The organism is Paenibacillus sp. FSL H8-0537 (assembly GCF_038051995.1).
Classification (GTDB): domain Bacteria; phylum Bacillota; class Bacilli; order Paenibacillales; family Paenibacillaceae; genus Pristimantibacillus.
Genome location: NZ_CP150290.1, coordinates 1490631 through 1509273 on the forward strand (window position 1 = coordinate 1490631; position 18643 = coordinate 1509273).

The following is an 18643-nucleotide window of genomic DNA, read 5'->3' on the forward strand; positions in this document are numbered from 1 at the left end:
GAGGAGGTGTGAAATGGCTGGAAAGCAGGTCGTATTTAAACCGGATGAAGTGAGAAATTTACAGCGCCGAATGATTCAGATCGGTGCAGACACCGATGAGCTGCGGCGACGGGTGAGCGGAAAGATAGCGAGTTGGGATCGTCCCTTGCCAGTGCTGGGGAGCCTGGAGCAAATCCAAAGGCAGTTGACGAGTTTGACGCAGGAAGCGGAGCAGATGACGGAAGTGATCAGCAAAGCGCTGAAGGGCATCGAGCGGGTGCAGGCGGAAGCAGCGCAGGAAGCGAAGCAACTGGCGAAGGGACTAAGCGGACTGGAGCGTTTTGACCTGTTGAAGCGGGTAGGGACGACAGGTGGCGGCAGCTACACGCCCGTGCCGGTCACCTTCCGCCCGATGGTGACAAACCTAATCGACCGGATATTGCGACAGGCCAGCCGGGACCGCTGGTCCAGCGATCCGTTGGTGAAGGAGCTGCGGCGGGTCGCAGGCCTGCAAGGCGCGACTGCTGCAGAAAAGCTGGATGCGGAAATGAAGCTGGAGGCGATATTCACCGAGCGGGATCTGATTGCGAAAGCGCAAACGGCGTATGCAGTGTACAAGCAGTTTGGGAATCATCTGCTGATGGCAGAAGTACATAAACAGGCAGAGATCAGCCGAGAGAAGCTGAAGGAGCTTGGCGTAGCAGAGAGCTATTTTGCCCCCAACGTGAATATGACGAGCTATTTCAAGCAGGTGCCGCTGCTGGCGTGTGACTATGATCCATCGTTTGCGCTGGAAGGGGATCTGACGACGCGGGTGCCGCTGCCGGACAACGCCCGTTATTTGTTTATGGTGATGATGGCGCAAACGCAGGGTCCGACGGGCGAACTGGCGAGGGTGCAGCTAAAGGAAATTCATGCGCTGCAGCAAACGATTCGAACAGCGGCTGGAGGATTAGTAACGGATGTACAGCAGGGGCAAGTAAAAAGCGGGCTGCTGAACGTGCTGACGATTTTGCAGAGCATGCAGGCATTAAGCAAATACGATCCCCCACCAAAGGAAGTTATCGTCGAGGAAAAGCCGGGCATGCTGGAGAAGTTTGGGCAGGATTCGATGCGAACCCTTGAGATCTACTGGAGCGTGCTAAAAAACCAAGCGTCAGTGGAATGGGCTGCGATTAAGCAAACCGGAAATAGCATAGCTGAAGTGGCAACCGATTTATATAATGCTCACGTTGATAGAGCGAACAAGAGCAACGACTCGGTCTATGATTTTTTTAACAATGCGACGATGGGCTTGATCAGTGTACCCGGAGCGCTATGGGAGGAACATGTTGATCGGACGGCGAATCGGAATATGTCGGTGTCTGCGTATTTGGATTATTTGAGTTTGGGCTTAACCGGAATGGTGCAGGGGGCGTTTGCCCCAGAAAATCCGAATTCCAAGGAGCATGTACAGGATGTAATCGGAGTGCTCGGCTTATTGTTCTCGGTTAAGATAAAGGGGCCAGGAGGAATAGAACCGACGGTTCCGAAAAGTCCAGAGGTCAAAGCGGAGGGTGCAGGAAGTGGCCGTGGACTAGGATTTGGCAATCAGCTCGTGACCCCTGATGGGATACAATTTATGGACTCGTTTCCCAACGATAAGTCGCCTATCGAAGTCCCGAAAACAGACGTGCAGAAACGATATTTGGAAGAGATGGAGCGGCTGAAGAGAGAAGCTGAGGGGACTGGTAATGCTTCGAAAATAACTGTAAGCTATAAACTAGATTATGGTGAACATCTAGTTGAGGTAGTAGGTTTCAAAGCAAAACCGACCATTGGTATAAAAGGTGGCCATAACCTTGATAATTTTGAAAAGTACATTCTAGAAAACTATGGGGATCAGGTAAAGGATATAAAACAAGTCATTGTGGCTCAAACACCACATCCTGATATTTCTGGGATTTATGAAATTAAATACAAGCTACCTGTTTATGACGGATTGAGTACAGCTAACGGTGGAAAAGGTAACTTTACTGGTCAGTGGAAAGAATACAAAAATCCAAAAACTGTTTATGATCCAAAATTATTATCTGATGAAAAGATATTGAAGTTGGGCAGAGAAGCAATGGAAGAGGGCATTCAAAGTAATAGAATAAAAATAGATATACGACCAAATGCTGTTTCTGACGAAATTGTAGGATATGCTGAAGTTAACGGTGAAAAACTGCAATTTATAGGTTATAAGGACAAAGTCACTGGAGAAATAACAAACTTTTTTCCTGTAATTCCGAAAAATTAGTCAAAAGATAGGGATGAATAATATGGATGATGAAATTTATTATGTAGAAGATGTACAGGAAAAGATTATGAATATGGAGGCATATTATAGTACTTTAGGGGATGGCTATTTTTTAGATGCTCTTAATGAATTTAAACAGGGTAAAGGATTTGGTATTGGTTATACCAGCTGCTATTTTGCCGCAGAATGCACTCCCTATGATGAAGAGTATTTTGGAGATAGCGGAGTGAATTTTACAACAACTCCCCCAGTGACTAGCGTAGAAGTGTATGCAATTGTGGATAATGAGCTGTTTTTTGATTACTTAGTTAAAGTAGCTCGGAATTATCTATCAGGACATCCTCAAAAAATTGAATTAGTTGAAAGTTGTTTAGCCCAAATCAAGGAAAAGTTAAATTTATAAGCTCAAAAAGCCACAATGCGAGTTAGCCTCCTGAACTGTAACCTCATTTATGGACAGTTTTAAAAAACGGTTCTCATAGTCTTAGGCAGCTAGGAGATGGCTTCTGAATTCATCGAGGCCACTGAAAAACTTACGTTTATAATTTGTTAAGATTTGTTTTAAATCAAAAAGGCGAAATTTCGTTCACATTGGAACGGAATATCGCCTTTCTCTTTATTCTTTTACTTTGAATCTTTCATGAGTGTAATGATTCGCTTGAGATTAACAGAAAATATGGCCATGGCACCTTGCATTTGCATGCCAACAAGACCCGAGGACGATGCAACATCATACCCGTGTCTATGCTTGAGTTCACTGTTTTTCGCTTCAATTTTATAACGTTCTTTCGATTTCTCCTTGAAATCATCACTATTTTGAAATGCCTCATGTTCCTTATGTTCGGTGGATTTGATGGTTACAGAATAGGTTTTACTTTTCGCACCTTCTTTATAGCACCCGTCTTTCATTGGACATACTTTGCATTTTTCAATGTCAAACATGTAGGTATTCTTTTGGTTATTATTCATACCTTTCTTACCTGTGCGCGCTCTTTGAATCGCCATATGTCCAGCTTTACAAACGTACATACCTGCATCTTTATTAAACTCAAATTCCTCTTCTTTTTTACGAGTTCCTTGTGTGATATTAGGGTTTAATTTTGATATTAATTGTAATTCGTTGTGATTGGCATACTGAATATTATCTTTTTCAGAATAGGCTGCATCTCCAATAACGGTATCGATCTTCATACCTGTGTCATGACTTTTTTCGATGAGAGTTTGAAGTTGTTTTCCATCATTCTTTTCACCCGTCGTAATCACCGCTGCTGTAATGATTCGTTCTTCATTCATTGCAAGATGTGTTTTATATCCGAAGAAAGAGGAGTCGGCTGTTTTGTGACCTAAACGTGCATCCGGATCATTTGCGAATTGAAGATGCTCTTCGTGATCTTCTACGATTTCTTTTAAATAGTTCAGCTTTTCTTTTACTTTTGGGTATTCGCGAATCTTTTCTTCCTTTTCCACAGCCTGAATGACTTTTCGGCAATAGTCCAATTCATCTTCCAATTTGTTTGTTGTTGTTTTTGAAGGGAATTTATCTTTCATCTTTTCATCCATTTGATAAACGGCTTTTCGTAGCAGCTTGGACTTCTCCATTAAAATCTCTTTGGGTGATTTTTGATTGTAACGCGCTTTTGAATGTGTGGCGTCTACAATAATCGCGGTACTTTTTATGATTTCTTTTTCCAATGCAATCGCTACTGTTTTTTGAATAAGTATGTCTAGTAGGTTTACATCTTTCAAACGAAGTTTTCGAAACTTCGTTAAAGAACTCGAATTAATGACGCCATCTTCCGGCGCCATATCCAAGAAATATTTAAAAGACATGTCATATTTCGATCGTTCTACAACATCCACATCGGATACATCGAAAATAGATTTCAATAATAAATATTTGAACATACGTATAGGAGGTACTGCATTGCGACCGTTATCAAGGCAATATTTATTTTGTAATTCTTCATGGACAAAAGAAAAATCAACAAGGTCAATAATTTGGCGGAGCATATTATCTTTAGGTACAACTATATCGTAAATTCCCACATACGGGCTGAGGTTAAGAGTTTGTTGATTTGAAATCATCCGAGACACCGCCTAGAATTATTACAGCTATTATACAGCAAAACAGAATACCCTTCCTCGCAAAATCGAGGAAAGGTATTCTATTTCTAAGGTGTGGACTTTTTCAGTGGCCTCGAATTCATCAGGAGTCATCTTTCAATGCTAGCGTTCGAAATTGTAGTGGGTCATGTAGGCATTGACCCGTAAACGTAGCTCTTTAAGAGATTTATAGTCTTTGTAGTTAAGCTCGTCCTTCATATGACCAAAAAACGTCTCCATAGACGCATTATCCCAGCAGTTTCCCTTACGAGAAATCGACTGTTTAAACCCAGTTTCAGCAATGAGGAGGCGGGTTTTAGGGTGTGTATTGTGCATACCCTGGTCGGAATGGAAGATGGCATCAGGATGAATATTGCCGTCCAGTCGTTTGAGTAAGCGAGTTTTGTCCGTTCAACCCATGATAACTCCAAAGAACAAGAGAGATAGTGCTCCAAAATCTGCCTCGTAGCACCATCCTTCACACAAGAAAGATACGCCCACTGACCACTGCCATAGCGCATGTATGTAATGTCGGTAAGTAGGACTTTCTCGGGTTCTCCTTGATCGAACTTGCGCTCCAGAAGATTAGAACATGTACGATGTTCTTGCGTCGCTTTCGCCATTTTTCGATAGGGATTGGCTTAACGGATCGTAGCTACTAACCCGAACTTACGCATACGACGAATCTTTTTATGATTCATGACAATGCCATTCAGGTTCTCTAGCCGCATTTTAATGACCAATGCACCTACTTTACAATTCAAAGCTACAAAATGCTCCTTAATAAGCTCTAAGTCGTTTTGATTGGCTATCTCACGCAGTTGGCGCGTTTCTTCAGTGCTGCGCCAACGGTAATAGCCGCTTGTACTTACTTCGGCAATTTCACATAAGTAGCGTGTTAAACGTCGTAAGTCATGCTTGCGAATCGTCTAGTTAATGAGCTGAAAGCGCTCGGAAGGCTTCAACTCCTTACTGCTTCGCCTTTCGAGCGCTTCTAGCTTTATTAAAAGTTCATTTTCCGCTTCGAGGAGTTTAGTCCGAGCGTCAGCTTCTCTTCTGCTGACGATTCACTCTTCGATCGTCTGCCTGTGCTTCCGATGCCTCTGCGCTCTTCTAGCAAGCTATCCTCACCGTACTTAGCATAGGTCTCCCTCCAGCGTTTATATAATGCTCACGTTGATAGAGCGAACAAGAGCAACGACTCGGTCTATGATTTTTTTAACAATGCGACGATGGGCTTGATCAGTGTACCCGGAGCGCTATGGGAGGAACATGTTGATCGGACGGCGAATCGGAATGAGTCGGTGTCTGCGTATTTGGATTATTTGAGTTTGGGCTTAACCGGAATGGTGCAGGGGGCGTTTGCCCCAGAAAATCCGAATTCCAAGGAGCATGTGCAGGATGTAATCGGAGTGCTCGGCTTATTGTTCTCGGTTAAAGTGAAGGGGCCAGGAGGAATGGAACCGACGGTACCGAAAAGCCCAGAGGTTAAACCGGAGGGGGCAGGAAGTGGCCGAGGACTAGGATTTGGCAATCGGCTTGTGACCCCTGAGGGGATACATTTCATGGACTCATTTCCCAACGACAAGTCGCCAATTGAAGTCCCGAAAACAGACGTGCAGAAACGATATTTGGAAGAGATGGAGCGGCTGAAGCGAGAAGTTGAGGGGACTGGGAAATCTAATAGTGCAGATTCTAAGATAGGTATAGTAAGTGAGGGTTCGGGTGGTCAAAATTTACTATCAAGTATAGGGAAAGTAGATAAAGCACCTCCAACAGTTAAATATTTGGAAGACGGTATTAGAAATGAGCCGTTAGAGCATGGTCTGTTTTTCGATAAAGACGGCAATGTGATTGGTAGATTAATCTCTGATGGGGAACAAGCAAAAATCGATCTTTCTTCTTATAAAGATATAGCAAAGGATACAACATTTACTCATAATCACCCTAGTAGCAGTAGGTTTAGTATTGCTGACCTAGAAACAGTGGTATATTTCGATATGGCAGAAATAAGAGCTGTGACTCCAAATGGGGTAACGTTTAGTATTAAGAGAGGAACTGGTGGATGGGCGATACATCCACTGGATGTTGAGAAAGTTTTTAAACAAACACAAAGAGAACTTTCCAGTGACCCTATGGTTCAAGCATTATTTAAAGAAGGTAACACAGAGGCAGTATGGGATATACTATATAGTAAAATGGCAGAGAAGATGGGAGGGGATTTTAGTGTTTTTAAATAATGATGAAAGAATTAATTCGAAATTTCTTTATAGAAAACCTGTAGTTATTGGAATTTTGGACGATAGTGATAATGATCCCAATGATATGAGTTGGATGTTTGATAACTCGTGGGAATTGTTAAAGGTGAAATTTTCGGAAAGTTCATTTCAGGAGTTAGTTATAGGGTTAGTGGAAATATTTAGAAGGGGACAACTGAACTATTCATCACTTGGTGAAATGTTTGGAAACGACACTAATGTGGAAGAAGATGTCGAGAAAATAGTATACAAAATAACTACTATTGAAAGAAATTTAAATGATATTATGAAGGTTGAGATGCATCTTGATCCTATGAATCGAAATATTAACGAACTATATTTGTATGTTCGGGAAGGGTCAGATATATTAACACTTAATGAAATGCTTGTCGAAAAATATGAAGGTTTATCTATAGATTTTAATGACAAGTTTATTATTACAGATAGAGATTATAGGATCATCATTTTATGAAAATGTAAGCGTAAAGCGGCTCGCATCTTGCAAACAAGGTGGGAGCTGTTTTGCGCTTACGTAAAAAGCAAAGGAATCCGCTATTCTACGAGTATTACCATCGTAAATTAGATGAGTATGCGTAATGAGAAGGCTTGTTAATCATCTACAGCATGATGAAGAACAAGATACAGTATCAAGCGGTGGTAATTCTAACAGAGCGCAAAGCAATTGATAAAATGGTGGTAATTGGTATAACAATTATCACGTTCTTATTTCCAAGTTCAAGATTACAACTTAGGGGATGTGTAAAGATACACCGAGAGTGTTGTTAGACTAAAAAGTAGACACGGAGAACCGAGAATCGGATAAAATAGACCTATTCTAATTCGAGGTGAACGAAGTGACAAAGAAACATTACGATCAAGCATTTAAAAGACAAGTCGTTCAGATGATTCAAGAAGAGGGGAAAACCGCCCTTCAGGTTGCAGAGGAATTAGGGCTGCACGTCAATACCGTGTATCGGTGGGTATCCGAAATCAAACAAGATGGTGGACAAGCCTTTTTTCCTGGGTCTGTCAATAATTTTGTGTAAACACTCTTGAAGCAAAAATTAACGCAGGTGCTGACTGATCCGTTCAGGGAAAAAGATGGAGAGTTGGAGGAGCATTTGTCCCCAATTCTGCACACGTCCTGTCCACTTTCGGGTCACGTCCATGGTCGCCAAATAAAGCATTTTGAGGAGGGACTCGACGGTGGGGAAAATGCTTTTTCCCTTTGTCACTTTCCGAAGCTGACGGTGGTAGCTCTCAATCATATTGGTCGTATAAATGAGTTTGCGAATCTCAGGTGGATATTTAAAATAGGTGGCGAGTTCATCCCAGTTGGTACGCCAAGAGCGCACCATGAGCTGGTATTTGCTTCCCCATTGTTCTTCAAAGCGATCTAATTCGAGTAAGGCTGCTTCTTCAGTGACCGCTTTGTAGATCGGCTTTAAGTCAGCCGTTACCTTTTTCAGATCCTTGTACGAAACGTAACGGATGGAGTTGCGGATTTGGTGAATGATACATTTCTGAATCTCGGTGTTCGGATAACAGGCCGAGATCGCCTGAGAGAAGCCCGTGAGGTTATCCACACAGGTGATCAGAATGTCCTGTACACCCCGGTTTTTAAGCTCGTTTAAGACACTGAGCCAAAATTTAGCGGACTCATTTTCCCCAATCCACATGCCTAATACGTCCTTATTGCCATCTAAATCAATGCCAATGACCATGTAGGCTGCCTTGTTCACAATGGCTCCGTCTTGCTTCACTTTGTAATGAATCGCATCCATAAATACGACCGCGTAGTTGCCCTGCAACGGCCGATTCTGCCATTCTTTAATGAGGGGACGATTTTGTTCGTCACGTTCGAAATCATCGCGGGAGAGACGTCTATCCCGTATAGTTGGTGGAGATGGTCCCCAATATCCCTTGTGCTGACACCTTTCGCGTACATCGCGATGATTTGATCCTCAATACCGGTGACGGTGGATTGGTGCTTCTTCACAATCACGGGCTCAAACTCGCCATGACGATCACGAGGGACGGCAATCTCCACCTCGCCGTATTCACTTGTTACGGTCTTTTTCGTTTTCCCGTTCCGGCTATTGCGTGTCGCTTTGCTTTTCACATCATGCTTCTCATAACCGAGCTCCGTATCGAGCTCAGCCTCCAGCATGGATTGCAGCGTCTCTGCAAATAGCTCCTTCAAGGCCGACTGTACATCTTCCATCGTTTTGAGGTTGTTTTCCTTCACAAATGCCTTCACTTGTTCCTTATTGAATCTCGCCATCGGTGCCATCCTCTCAAACCAGCCTTTCTTCTATTGTAATCGGGTTTGAGAGTTTACACAGAATATTTTACAGACTCGGTTAGTACTACGAAAAATAATTATATGGGGGCTACCTAGTGCCGAATGAATCCATCATTTAACCAATAACACATCTAACCCGTGTAATGCCCGTATGAAGATTTCGGCAATTTATTTGTAGGCATATCAAATGCTTGAAAAGTATAACCTAAATAACGCTAAAAAACAGGTCGATTATGGTCAGATAATTGACCTGTTTTTTCTGTTAGAATTTTAGGGATATGTTTGTCTCTAAACCAATGTTGCCAACTGCTGCGCAAGACGCTCAAGCGTCGATTTTGCGCCTTCGATAGCTCCATATTCTTTGACTACTTTCTCTAATTCCTCCGCAGATTTGAACAGTGAACGCATGGTCAGCTCGGTCTCGCCATCTTGTTCCGCAAACGTAACCGTTACCCGAAAGTGCTCGGCATCCTCATGATCGTCATGGGAGTAAACGAGCCGCTCGGGGCTTACAACCTCAAGGTATGAAATTTTATTATCATAATCAACACCGTCAGGGCCATGCATAATGTAGCTCCATACTCCGCCCGGCCTTACATCGATCTGCTGGATTGTAATGGTAAAGCCTTCGGGCCCCCACCATTGCTGCAAATGCGCGGCCTCTGTCCAGGTTTTGAATACAAGCTCACGGGATGCTTTGAACAGCCTGGTCACGGTAAGCTCCGGTCCATTGACCGCAGTAGTAGGGCTGCTAGCTGAATGGTTTTGCGACATTAGAAAATCCTCCGTTATTGTTAAAATGGTATTTGTTGGGAGGAGCTAGGGCTGTAATCGAACCAGCGGGTAGAAATTTGTCGAAAAAGTGTCGGACTGATTAATAAGTCTCATACTTTTACCGATATAGTTACTAAACAAAAATCATTGTTAAAAAAAGGGGATAACTCATGGCTTTAAAAAACTCGCGTTTTATTCGCGCACTACTCACATTCTGTTCCCTCCGTCAGACAGCCGGGCGAATTGTGCTATCTACACTGCTTATCGTCATTGTCTGTGTTTCGGTACTGTCGTTTACGTTTTATGCTCCCACCTCTAATGAGGTCAGGAGCCAATCGGAGAAGCAAATGGAGTTGAATACGAGGCTGCTGGCCAAGGAAGTTGACAGCAGAATGAAAGAGAAGCAGACCATCATTAAAATGCTTGCGGAGCAAGGAGCAGAGCTAGGCGATGACAAACAGAAGCATATCGACTTGCTTGCCAAGTCACAGAAGCTGCATCCTGAATTCACAACGATTTTGTATTCGGCTGATACGACGGGAAAGCTTGCAATTGATTCGACCGGCAAGGAATATGACTTATCTGAGCGTCCCTATGTAAAAGAGATTCAGGCAGGACGCGCTTACGTCTCTGACCCGATTATTTCTAAAGTAGATAATCAGCTTGGCGTTGGTATTGGTGCTCCTATAATGAAGGATGGTCAGCCCGTTGGCTTTTATACAGCAGGATATCCGATTAGTGAGGTTGTCGATAACATTGCTCGCTTTGAGCAAGGCGAGACGGGAAGAGCGCTTTTGACGACTGCGGATGGAACGTTTATTTATTATCCGGATGAGTCCTTTATATTAAACAATAAGATTGCCGATTTGAACAACCCTGTACTGGATGAAGGATTCGCTGATGCGATTCAGGGCAATTACAAGGCCATTCATTTCCATGAATCAGGGGTCGACCAGTTATCCTATTTAACCAAAACGGATCTCAATTGGATCGTTATCACCTATGTGCATGAAAGCGAGTTTTTAAAATCGGTTAATGATTTGCTGAAGCTCATAATAATCGTAGGGCTGATCATTGTTGTGGGAGCGTTGCTGCTCAGCATTTTGATAGCGCTCAGAATTGTGCATCCTATCCGTCAATTGACACACGGAATTGATCTGCTGGCACAAGGCGATCTCACGTATCGCATTCCGACCAAAGGCAAAAACGATATTAGCGTGGCTCTTCATTCTTTTAATGCAGCAGGAGATCAAATGCATCAATTAATGAAGGGCGTTGCAGGCTTATCCGAGCAATTGACGGAGTCTGCGAAGCAGCTTGCGGCAGGTGCTGATCAAGGTGCTCATGCAGCGCAGAGCATTTCCGAGGCGATTATGGTCGTGGCCGAAAGCTCGGAGCGGCAAACGTCGAGCGTACAAGATGGCAGCGATGCAGCGGAAAATATTGCTGTGCAAATTAACGGTGTTGCTGCACATAGCTCAGATGTATCTGCCATTGCCTCTGAGGCCTCTACCCTGGCAACAGACGGCTCAGCCGCTATGAATCAGCTTGGTGGAAAAATGGACGAGATGGAGCTCGGCATTCGCGAGTTGTCCGGCACGATTCAAGATCTTAGCGGCTTGTCCGCTAAAATTGGCGAGGTTGTGGGCAGCATCAGCAACATCGCTCGCCAGACGAATATTCTCTCCTTGAATGCGGCGATTGAAGCATCGCGCTCTGGTGAAGCTGGGCGAGGTTTTGCTGTCGTTGCTGATGAAATTCGGAAGCTGGCTGGACAGTCGATGGCATCCGCAGAGCAAATTGCCGGCTTCATTGGCAGCATTCAGCTTGAGATTAAGCGGACCCTTCACGCGTCTGAACAGACAGTTGAGCAAGCAGCCCAAGGCAAACAAGCCGGAGAAGCGGCGAATGAGTTATTTACGCATATTCGCTCATCTGTGGAACAGGTTGCAGACAGCATTCGAAGTGTTTCGACCGCAGCTGAGGAAATCGTCTCTGGTACAGGAAGCTTGGTTGACTCCATTCGTCATATTGCCGATTCCGCCAGCGAAACCGCTGCTGAATCTGAAAATGTATCGGCTGCCGCACAGCAGCAAATGGCATCAATGGAGGAAGTCGCTTCCTCCTCGGCGGAGCTCGCTAACATGGCAGAGAAGCTTCGCACACAAATTGATCAATTTAAGCTATAGAAGGTTGATCGGTAAAAGGTGAGAGCTAAAGGTAAAAGAAAATAGGTAAAACGACAAAAAACCGTTTCTTTGTTAAAGGCAAGCTTAGCCTGCCATTAACGAAAGGAACGGTTTTTGTTGATGGCGCAAGTAGATCGGTATAACTTTCGAGCTCTCAATGCCTGCGAGTTTTGCTAAGAGTACGCGGCTTAGGCTACTCACTCTTTTTTCAAGGACTGAGTTTCCGCTATTTTGGCTTTTAAACTGAATTTAGACCGTAAGCGGACAGGAAAGCCGCTATTGCCCTCATTATTTCGTCGGATTGATCATCTGCAGCACATTAGCGTCTCCTGAGTCCGCAGCCTGTGCCATAACCCGCGATTCTGTCGAAATAGCTGCTGCTGTGTCCACCAAATCTATTTAAGTGCGACTGTTTTCGGATGAAAAGATAGGTGCGGTTAGGCAGCTTCAATCCACGCGCCCCATATGGAGTGCGACAAATATTACGATATTAGCGGTAAACGTAGGGAGAGTTTCAATCTATGCACCCCATACGGAGTGCGACGCGAAGAAGATCCCTTGTGTCGTATTTATGGATGTTTCAATCCACGTACCCCATACGGAGTGCGACAGCGAAAATGCCCATGAATGATGCCGGGCAGGCATTCGTCCGGTACATTTTCAAATAAAGTAATGCTAAAAAAGTCTGAAACAAATATTGACTTATACCCATTCTCATGAAAATGGGTCGTTTTCGACAAATTTTGAGGTGCGAATCCCCCAGGATTTCATGGGAGCTTCACATTCGCACCAGTCCTTTGTATATTTCCTTTACCTATTTCTCTTACATTATTTCTCTCATCGTAAGGGATGGCAGAAAACAATACAACCCCAAATTAATCATGAACTCCGCCGCCGATACCGCTGATCCTGCCGATACTCCAGCTCACCCCGATCGTTCCCTACAAGCCCTTACCACATTCCAAAAAAAATAAAGCGTCCCCGAAGGAACGCTTCATCTCCATCTTCAGCCGGCGCGCAAGCGCCGACGATGAACTTTTTTACCTCTATGTGTTACAAGCCGTTCGCATCTCCATTAACCGAAATGCCCAGACGGTTGAAAATCTTGGTATGGGCGTTTGGCAGGGAGCTGTCCTGCGGCAATTTGCCATTGTTCAAAGTGACGAGCATGGCCGAAAGCTCATTAAACCAAGCTTCATCGTTCGTTGCAAGCGCCAGGTCGATTAGTTGCGTCAACTGCTGCACCGTATACAGCGGTGAAGAACGCAGTGAATTAACCTGTGAAGCCGCAAGCGTAATCGTTCTGCCGATGGCAAGCTCGTTATCGCATGCCGTTACATATAGCCGTACCGTGCCGTGGGAAGCATCAACGCTTTCTACAAAGCCAAGCATTAGCTCGCCATTTCCAGTCGTTCCGTTCATCCAGTCACCCGGTTTAATTATCATCTCATTAATCATTCCAGTCACCACCTGTCGTTTAATGGAACCTGCAATTATGCCTGCTTATTTCAAAATCCATTACAATTTAACAATGATAATACTGTAATTATAATTTATACAGTTACAGCTGTCAATCGTTACTCTCTTTGCACGCTAATGAGCTGTGAGCGGTATTGCTTGGGCGCAACCCCCATATTTTTCTTAAAAGCTTTGGAAAAAGAAAAGAGGTCGGGGAAGCCGATGGAGCTGGCGATTTCCGATAACGTATAGCTGGTCTGCACCAGAAGCCGCGTGGCTTCTCCCATTTTTAACCGCTGGATGTATTGGACCGGTGTTATGCCGTATGCTTTACTGAATTGTTTAGTGAAATGCGTGCGATTTACCCCGACGTAGCTTGAGACGCTCTCCACGGTAATGCCCTCCGCATAATGAATCTCCATATACTCCAGCCCCTTTTGCAGCCAGCCAATACTGCGATGGTCGCGGGGAACAGCAGGAGAAGCGGAGGATACAAGCTCATCCCATATACGGTGAAAAAGGCTAAGCCGTGCCAGATCGGTATTTGGCGAACCGGAGTGGCTGACGAGCTGCAAAAGCTGCTGCATAAACTCGGCAGCCTGTGGTGTCAGTGCGCCGGGTGCATGAGGCGTTTGTGGGCCAAGCCCGAGCCGAGCCAATAGCTGAAGCGCTTTCTTGCCGTCAAAGGCAAAAAAGATTTTGTGCAGCGGCTCCTCCGCCAAGGTGAAATATTCATGGGTAACCTGCGGGAACAGGCAGAACAGATCATTTGGCCGCAGCGTGTACGCCATGTTGCCCTGAAGGAACGTTCCCTGCCCCTCCAGCACGCCTAGCAAATAATAGTAAGGCGCCACGCGTGGGCCGATATGATAATTCGGCTTGGCGATATTCGTCCCGACCCGAATCGGCCATGCGGCTCCCGATTTCTCGAAAGCAGAAGGCGTGAAATGATAGATTTCCAGCCATTCATGATGGTCCTCACGCATATTCGGTCTCATCATTAATACCCCCTTTTTTCCATGTTTAAACGTGCTTGTCCTACAATCTATTATTCTAGTTTTACTTAACTAGCGCTGTGAAAATAGATAACCTTCCTCAGTATAGCAAATGATTCGACATCACAAAATGACAAGTTTAATACGCCGCGAAATGACATTGACCCGCTAACGGTTGATTGTTATGATGCAAATACAACTATTCCTACTAAAATTGTTGGTTATTGGCCGGACAGCTGGATGTACCATAAGCATCTGCCAGACGAACTGGAGATACGGGCTACTCACGGCTTCAGCGACATACCCGTAAAGGAGAACAAAATGGTGAGTAATCTTAATGATCATAAAGAGATAGAATTTGGCTGGTTTCTGCCTACGGCGGGAGACGGCAGCTACGTAAGCGTTTGCAGCTCCTTTTTGTTCTTTATACATGAGCTGGTAACAAGTTTTATGCTTGTTAGCGGCTTTTTTTGTGCAGAATTAAAGTATGCCAATCATGCTCGGCTGATTTTAATTATTCCTTGACGGGAATATTCCCTTAATGGTATATTCAATTCAGGGAAACGAAAGCACCTTCATAGCGCTGACTTCCCTTTGATCTTAACAGCGCCATTAAAGGACGCGGTTTTATGGATGCTACGACATTCGGCGCATTATCCGACCCGACACGTCTACGGATCATGGAGCTGCTCGTGGACGGTTCCTTGACGGTCGGAGAAATTGCGGATCGTCTTCACATTCGCCAGCCTCAAGCTTCCAAGCACTTGCGTATTTTGCTGGAAGCAGGGCTCGTCGAGGTGCAGGCAGCAGCCAATCGCCGTTATTACAAGCTTCGGGTGGAGCCGCTCCAAGAGATGGACAGCTGGCTGGAAACGTATCGCAGCCTATGGAGCGAGCGGTTCGACAAATTGGATATTTACTTGCAGCAGTTGAAGAAGCGGGAACGCAAAACAAACGAACATTCGGGAGGCAATCACAATGACGAACAAATTAAGCTTTAAGGTTGAAGGACAGGTACTTACGATGGAGCGGATTTTTGATGCACCACATACACTTGTGTTTGAAGCGCATTCGACGGCAGAGCATTTGAAGCATTGGTGGGGACCGAACGGCTGGATTTTATCAGCTTGCACAGTAGATTTCCGCCCAGGCGGCGTATGGCATTACTGCATGAAATGCGTAGACGAGAACCAAGGGGACTTTTACGGTTTTGAATCGTGGGGCAAGGGCGTATATAAGGAAATTGTAACGTATGAAAAAATAGCCTATGTCGACTATTTCTCCGATGCCGAGGGCAATGAATCCGCGGACATGCCGTCTGGTGACATTACCATGACGTTCGAAGCGACGGAGGATGGCAAAACCAAGTTCGTGAGCGTGACCCGCTACCCAACCGAGGAAGCACTCAAAACGGTTGTCGAAATGGGAATGGAGCAGGGCATTAGCGAAACGTCGGATCGCCTAGTCGCATACTTGGAACAGCTGAAATAAAAGTAACGTCATTATGGCTTGGAAAAATAAAGCGAGTCAGCAATCTGCCCGCTGCCTTTCAGACTGCTGTTCAACTATAAAAGGAGACAAGCGCTGCCGTTCAAGCAGCGCTTGTTTTTTAAATATAGGAACGGATGTGATTTTTCGATCCATTCTCTATATTTTTCGGACTGAAACACGCCGCGCCGCCAGAGGACGACGACAGCCGTTTCACCTTATTCTCCAGCCTAATGGCGATGGCTGCATATTGATGCTTTACTTCGGGCTGTGCTGCTCCTGCGCCGATTCCGCCATAGGCGCGGCTGGAGCCAGCAGTGTTTCCAGTCCGTTCATGTAGGGCCGCAGCGCTGCTGGAATATAGATCGATCCGTCTTCCAGCTGATGATTTTCCAGCAGCGGGATAAGAATGCGCGGCGTTGCGACGGCCGTATTGTTAAGCGTATGGCAGTAGCGAAGCTTGCCCTCTGCATCGCGATAGCGAATATTCGAGCGCCGCGCCTGAAAATCATGCACATTCGACGACGAATGAGTCTCGCCATATGCTTGCCTGCTTGGCATCCACGTTTCAATGTCGAACTGCTTAACATTTTTTTGCGACATATCGCCGGTACATACCGCAACAACCCGATAGGGCAGCTCCAGCAATTGCAGCAGCTGTTCCGCATTCGCTGTTATTTCGTGGAGCAGCGCCTCCGAACGGGCAGAATCGGCCTCGCAAAGCACGACCTGCTCAACCTTGGCAAATTGATGCACGCGGTAGAGGCCGCGCACATCACGTCCGGCCGAGCCGACCTCGCTGCGGAAGCAGGCGGTTGCTGCGGTAAGCCGAATCGGCTCGGCAACATCGACGATTTCATTATCGTAATAGGCGACTAGCGGCACTTCCGACGTCCCGATCAGCCAGCGATTTTCGCCGTCAATGCGGTAAGCCGAATCTGTACCCGCAGGGAAATACCCCGTATTGTACATCGCTTCCTCTCTCACCATCAGAGGCACATCAAGCAGCGTAAATCCGCGCTCCAGCAAATAGTCGAGCGCGAGCTGCTGTACGGCGCGGTGCAGCAGGGCACCTGCGCCTTTCAAATAGTAGCTGCGCGAGCCTGCTGTCCGAACACCGCGACTCATATCGATCATGCCGTGCAGCTCGCCGAGCTCCAGATGATCCCGCAGCGCAAAAGCGGGAGCCGGAAGGCTGCCTATTCGGCGCACTTCCACATTGTCCGCATCCGACTTGCCAATGGGTGTATCGGGCGAAGGCGGATTGGGCACCTCCAGCATGAGCTTGCGGAATTGCTGCTCAGCTTCAAGCAGCTGCTCCTCGCAAGGCTTTAGCAGCTCATTAATTTTCGCTACCGCTTGCTTCAATTGCTCGGCCTGCTCGGTTTCTTTTTCCTGCTCTATCCCTTGCTCTGCTACCCCTTGCTTTTCCCGCCTCGCATTTGCGCTCTGCATCAGCTTCGCAATGCGCTGCGAATGCGCATTGCGCTCCTGCCTAAGTTCGTCCGCCTGCTGCTGCAGCTTGCGTCTGCGAGTATCCGCTTCAAGCAGCTGCTGGACGTTAAAATCCAGCCCCTTATGCTCCGCTGCTTGCTGCACCAGCTCTTTGTTTTCGCGAATCCATTTCATGTCCAGCATGTTACCGCGCTCCTTCGCCGTTTAAATAAAAACGCAAAAACGCTCCTCATCCTTTTGGGACGAGGAGCGTTAAACTCGCGGTGCCACCCAACTTGACCGGACGGCAGTGCCGAACGATCCGCTTTGGTTCCGCGATAACGGGCGGGCCCGGTTAACTTAGGAGAAGCGCTATGCATCTCTCTTGACGAGAACGCCTCGGAGTTGGAATCTCGTCATCAGCAAGTCGTTGTAATGAAATTAGATGTATTATAGCGCGCGCTGCGGATGAAAGCAAGATTGATTTATTTCATATTAAATTATTTCAACCAAGCATCAACCAGCTCGGCGTTGCCTTCAACCCAAGCCTTGGCCGCTGCTTCCGGTGTTTCGCCGCCTTGAATAGCAACCATAACCTTCGCCATATCATCCGGCGTCCAGTTGAACTTGTCGAGGAAAGCGTAAGCTTCCGCTTTGTCCTCTTTCAGCCCTTTGCGCACAATCGTATGAATTTGCTCCGCTCCGCCGTATACATTTTTCGGATCATCCAAATATTTCAAATCCATCTTGGCGAACATCCAGTGTGGTGTCCAGCCCGTAACAACGATCGGCTCTTTATTGTCATACGCCTTCTGAAGCTCCTGCGACATCGCAGCGGACGAGCTTTCAAGCAGCGTCCATTTGTCACGCAAACCGTATTCATCCATCACTTTCTCCGACGCCATCATAAGTCCGGCACCGGGCTCAATGCCGATAATTTTGTAGTCGAGCTCGGGACCCGTTGTATCATTCAAGTCCTCAATGCTTTTGATGTCCATATAAGAGGGAACGACAAGTCCGGTTTTGGTGCCTTCAAGATTAGCGCCTAGATCCTCATATTGCCCTTTGTATTTGTCAGCGTAAGAGGCATGCGTGCTTGGAAGCCAAGCGGCAACGATTCCGTCGGCGCTTCCGTCGGAAATGCCAGCCCACATCGGTCCAGCATCAACCTGCAGCATTTCAACCTTATAGCCCAGCTTCTGCTCCAATACTTCCTTTACGACATAGGTGCTGGCAATTTCTGAATCCCAAGCGACATAAGCCAGGGTAATGTCTTTGCTTCCTCCGGCGGAAGAACAGCCGGCGATTAGAACAGCGAGCATAACGGCAGCAACTAGCATTTTCATTTTTTTCAACAATAACACTCCTTCTGAAAATAG

Annotated in this window: 16 protein-coding genes and 1 pseudogene; 8 read left to right on the forward strand and 9 right to left on the reverse strand. The window is 46.0% G+C overall.

Going from position 1 to position 18643, the window contains the following annotated elements:
* Window positions 1-13 precede the first annotated feature (13 nt).
* The gene (locus MHB80_RS06030; RefSeq protein ID WP_341281327.1) at window positions 14-2260 is read left to right on the forward strand and encodes a CdiA family toxin C-terminal domain-containing protein; all 2247 of its coding nucleotides are present in this window, start codon (window positions 14-16) and stop codon (window positions 2258-2260) included.
* A gap of 22 nt (window positions 2261-2282) precedes the next feature.
* Window positions 2283-2663, forward strand: coding sequence for a ribonuclease toxin immunity protein CdiI (gene cdiI / locus MHB80_RS06035; RefSeq protein ID WP_341281328.1), 381 nt, complete (start codon window positions 2283-2285; stop codon window positions 2661-2663).
* A 221-nt stretch (window positions 2664-2884) separates the two neighbouring features.
* Here the strand turns inward: cdiI and MHB80_RS06040 are convergent, their stop codons facing one another.
* From MHB80_RS06040 to MHB80_RS06050, 3 genes are all read right to left on the reverse strand, one after another.
* The gene (locus MHB80_RS06040; protein ID WP_341277701.1) at window positions 2885-4345 is read right to left on the reverse strand and encodes an IS1182 family transposase; all 1461 of its coding nucleotides are present in this window, start codon (window positions 4343-4345) and stop codon (window positions 2885-2887) included.
* Between the two features lie 141 nt (window positions 4346-4486).
* Window positions 4487-4699, reverse strand: coding sequence for an integrase core domain-containing protein (locus tag MHB80_RS06045; RefSeq protein ID WP_341281329.1), 213 nt, complete (start codon window positions 4697-4699; stop codon window positions 4487-4489).
* A 305-nt stretch (window positions 4700-5004) separates the two neighbouring features.
* Window positions 5005-5127 (reverse strand): hypothetical protein, encoded by a 123-nt coding sequence (locus MHB80_RS06050; RefSeq protein ID WP_341281330.1) that lies wholly within the window; start codon window positions 5125-5127, stop codon window positions 5005-5007.
* A gap of 693 nt (window positions 5128-5820) precedes the next feature.
* On the opposite strand from MHB80_RS06050, the gene MHB80_RS06055 reads away from it, so the two are divergent.
* The 3 genes from MHB80_RS06055 to MHB80_RS06065 all read left to right on the forward strand — a co-directional run bounded on the left by MHB80_RS06055 (window position 5821) and on the right by MHB80_RS06065 (window position 7667).
* Window positions 5821-6603 carry a hypothetical protein gene (locus MHB80_RS06055; protein WP_341281331.1) on the forward strand — a complete coding sequence of 261 codons (783 nt, stop codon included), beginning with the start codon at window positions 5821-5823 and terminating at the stop codon, window positions 6601-6603.
* Window positions 6590-7093, forward strand: a complete 504-nt coding sequence (locus tag MHB80_RS06060; protein ID WP_341281332.1) for a hypothetical protein — start codon at window positions 6590-6592, stop codon at window positions 7091-7093. The genes MHB80_RS06055 and MHB80_RS06060 overlap by 14 nt, the downstream gene beginning before the upstream one ends.
* 382 nt (window positions 7094-7475) lie before the next feature.
* Window positions 7476-7667: a transposase gene (locus MHB80_RS06065; protein WP_341281333.1), complete on the forward strand. Its 192-nt coding sequence runs from the start codon at window positions 7476-7478 to the stop codon at window positions 7665-7667.
* Window positions 7668-7685: 18 nt separating this feature from the next.
* On the opposite strand, the pseudogene MHB80_RS06070 reads toward MHB80_RS06065, so the two are convergent.
* Window positions 7686-8905, reverse strand: a pseudogene (locus tag MHB80_RS06070) (IS256 family transposase).
* 309 nt (window positions 8906-9214) lie between these two features.
* Window positions 9215-9700: an SRPBCC family protein gene (locus MHB80_RS06075; RefSeq protein ID WP_341281334.1), complete on the reverse strand. Its 486-nt coding sequence runs from the start codon at window positions 9698-9700 to the stop codon at window positions 9215-9217.
* Window positions 9701-9870: 170 nt separating this feature from the next.
* On the opposite strand from MHB80_RS06075, the gene MHB80_RS06080 reads away from it, so the two are divergent.
* Complete coding sequence (locus MHB80_RS06080; protein ID WP_341281335.1) at window positions 9871-11889, forward strand: methyl-accepting chemotaxis protein; 2019 nt, start codon at window positions 9871-9873, stop codon at window positions 11887-11889.
* Between the two features lie 1053 nt (window positions 11890-12942).
* On the opposite strand, the gene MHB80_RS06085 is transcribed toward MHB80_RS06080, so the two are convergent.
* Window positions 12943-13347 (reverse strand): IDEAL domain-containing protein, encoded by a 405-nt coding sequence (locus tag MHB80_RS06085; protein WP_341281336.1) that lies wholly within the window; start codon window positions 13345-13347, stop codon window positions 12943-12945.
* Between the two features lie 119 nt (window positions 13348-13466).
* Window positions 13467-14348, reverse strand: a complete 882-nt coding sequence (locus MHB80_RS06090; protein WP_341281337.1) for an AraC family transcriptional regulator — start codon at window positions 14346-14348, stop codon at window positions 13467-13469.
* Between the two features lie 623 nt (window positions 14349-14971).
* Between MHB80_RS06090 and MHB80_RS06095 the strand changes: the two genes are divergently transcribed.
* Entirely contained in the window at window positions 14972-15343 is a 372-nt protein-coding gene (locus MHB80_RS06095) for a metalloregulator ArsR/SmtB family transcription factor (protein ID WP_341281338.1), read from the forward strand.
* Entirely contained in the window at window positions 15321-15833 is a 513-nt protein-coding gene (locus MHB80_RS06100) for an SRPBCC domain-containing protein (RefSeq protein ID WP_341281339.1), read from the forward strand. The genes MHB80_RS06095 and MHB80_RS06100 overlap by 23 nt, the downstream gene beginning before the upstream one ends.
* Window positions 15834-16088: 255 nt before the next feature.
* Here MHB80_RS06100 and serS read toward each other — a convergent pair whose 3' ends face one another.
* Both serS and MHB80_RS06110 read right to left on the reverse strand, forming a co-directional pair.
* Complete coding sequence (gene serS / locus MHB80_RS06105) at window positions 16089-17468, reverse strand: serine--tRNA ligase (protein ID WP_341281340.1); 1380 nt, start codon at window positions 17466-17468, stop codon at window positions 16089-16091.
* Between the two features lie 296 nt (window positions 17469-17764).
* Complete coding sequence (locus MHB80_RS06110) at window positions 17765-18610, reverse strand: glycine betaine ABC transporter substrate-binding protein (RefSeq protein ID WP_341282873.1); 846 nt, start codon at window positions 18608-18610, stop codon at window positions 17765-17767.
* Window positions 18611-18643: the final 33 nt, after the last annotated feature.

Bases quoted from the DNA above. Each gene is read 5' to 3' on its own strand.
- MHB80_RS06110 (WP_341282873.1), bottom strand. From the start codon at position 18,610: ATGAAAATGCTAGTTGCTGCCGTTATGCTCGCTGTTCTAATCGCCGGC.
- MHB80_RS06085 (WP_341281336.1), bottom strand. From the start codon at position 13,347: ATGATTAATGAGATGATAATTAAACCGGGTGACTGGATGAACGGAACG.
- MHB80_RS06055 (WP_341281331.1), top strand. From the start codon at position 5,821: ATGGAACCGACGGTACCGAAAAGCCCAGAGGTTAAACCGGAGGGGGCA.
- MHB80_RS06045 (WP_341281329.1), bottom strand. From the start codon at position 4,699: ATGCACAATACACACCCTAAAACCCGCCTCCTCATTGCTGAAACTGGG.
- MHB80_RS06030 (WP_341281327.1), top strand. From the start codon at position 14: ATGGCTGGAAAGCAGGTCGTATTTAAACCGGATGAAGTGAGAAATTTA.
- MHB80_RS06100 (WP_341281339.1), top strand. From the start codon at position 15,321: ATGACGAACAAATTAAGCTTTAAGGTTGAAGGACAGGTACTTACGATG.
- MHB80_RS06090 (WP_341281337.1), bottom strand. From the start codon at position 14,348: ATGATGAGACCGAATATGCGTGAGGACCATCATGAATGGCTGGAAATC.
- cdiI (WP_341281328.1), top strand. From the start codon at position 2,283: ATGGATGATGAAATTTATTATGTAGAAGATGTACAGGAAAAGATTATG.
- MHB80_RS06040 (WP_341277701.1), bottom strand. From the start codon at position 4,345: ATGATTTCAAATCAACAAACTCTTAACCTCAGCCCGTATGTGGGAATT.
- MHB80_RS06095 (WP_341281338.1), top strand. From the start codon at position 14,972: ATGGATGCTACGACATTCGGCGCATTATCCGACCCGACACGTCTACGG.
- MHB80_RS06075 (WP_341281334.1), bottom strand. From the start codon at position 9,700: ATGTCGCAAAACCATTCAGCTAGCAGCCCTACTACTGCGGTCAATGGA.
- MHB80_RS06080 (WP_341281335.1), top strand. From the start codon at position 9,871: ATGGCTTTAAAAAACTCGCGTTTTATTCGCGCACTACTCACATTCTGT.
- serS (WP_341281340.1), bottom strand. From the start codon at position 17,468: ATGCTGGACATGAAATGGATTCGCGAAAACAAAGAGCTGGTGCAGCAA.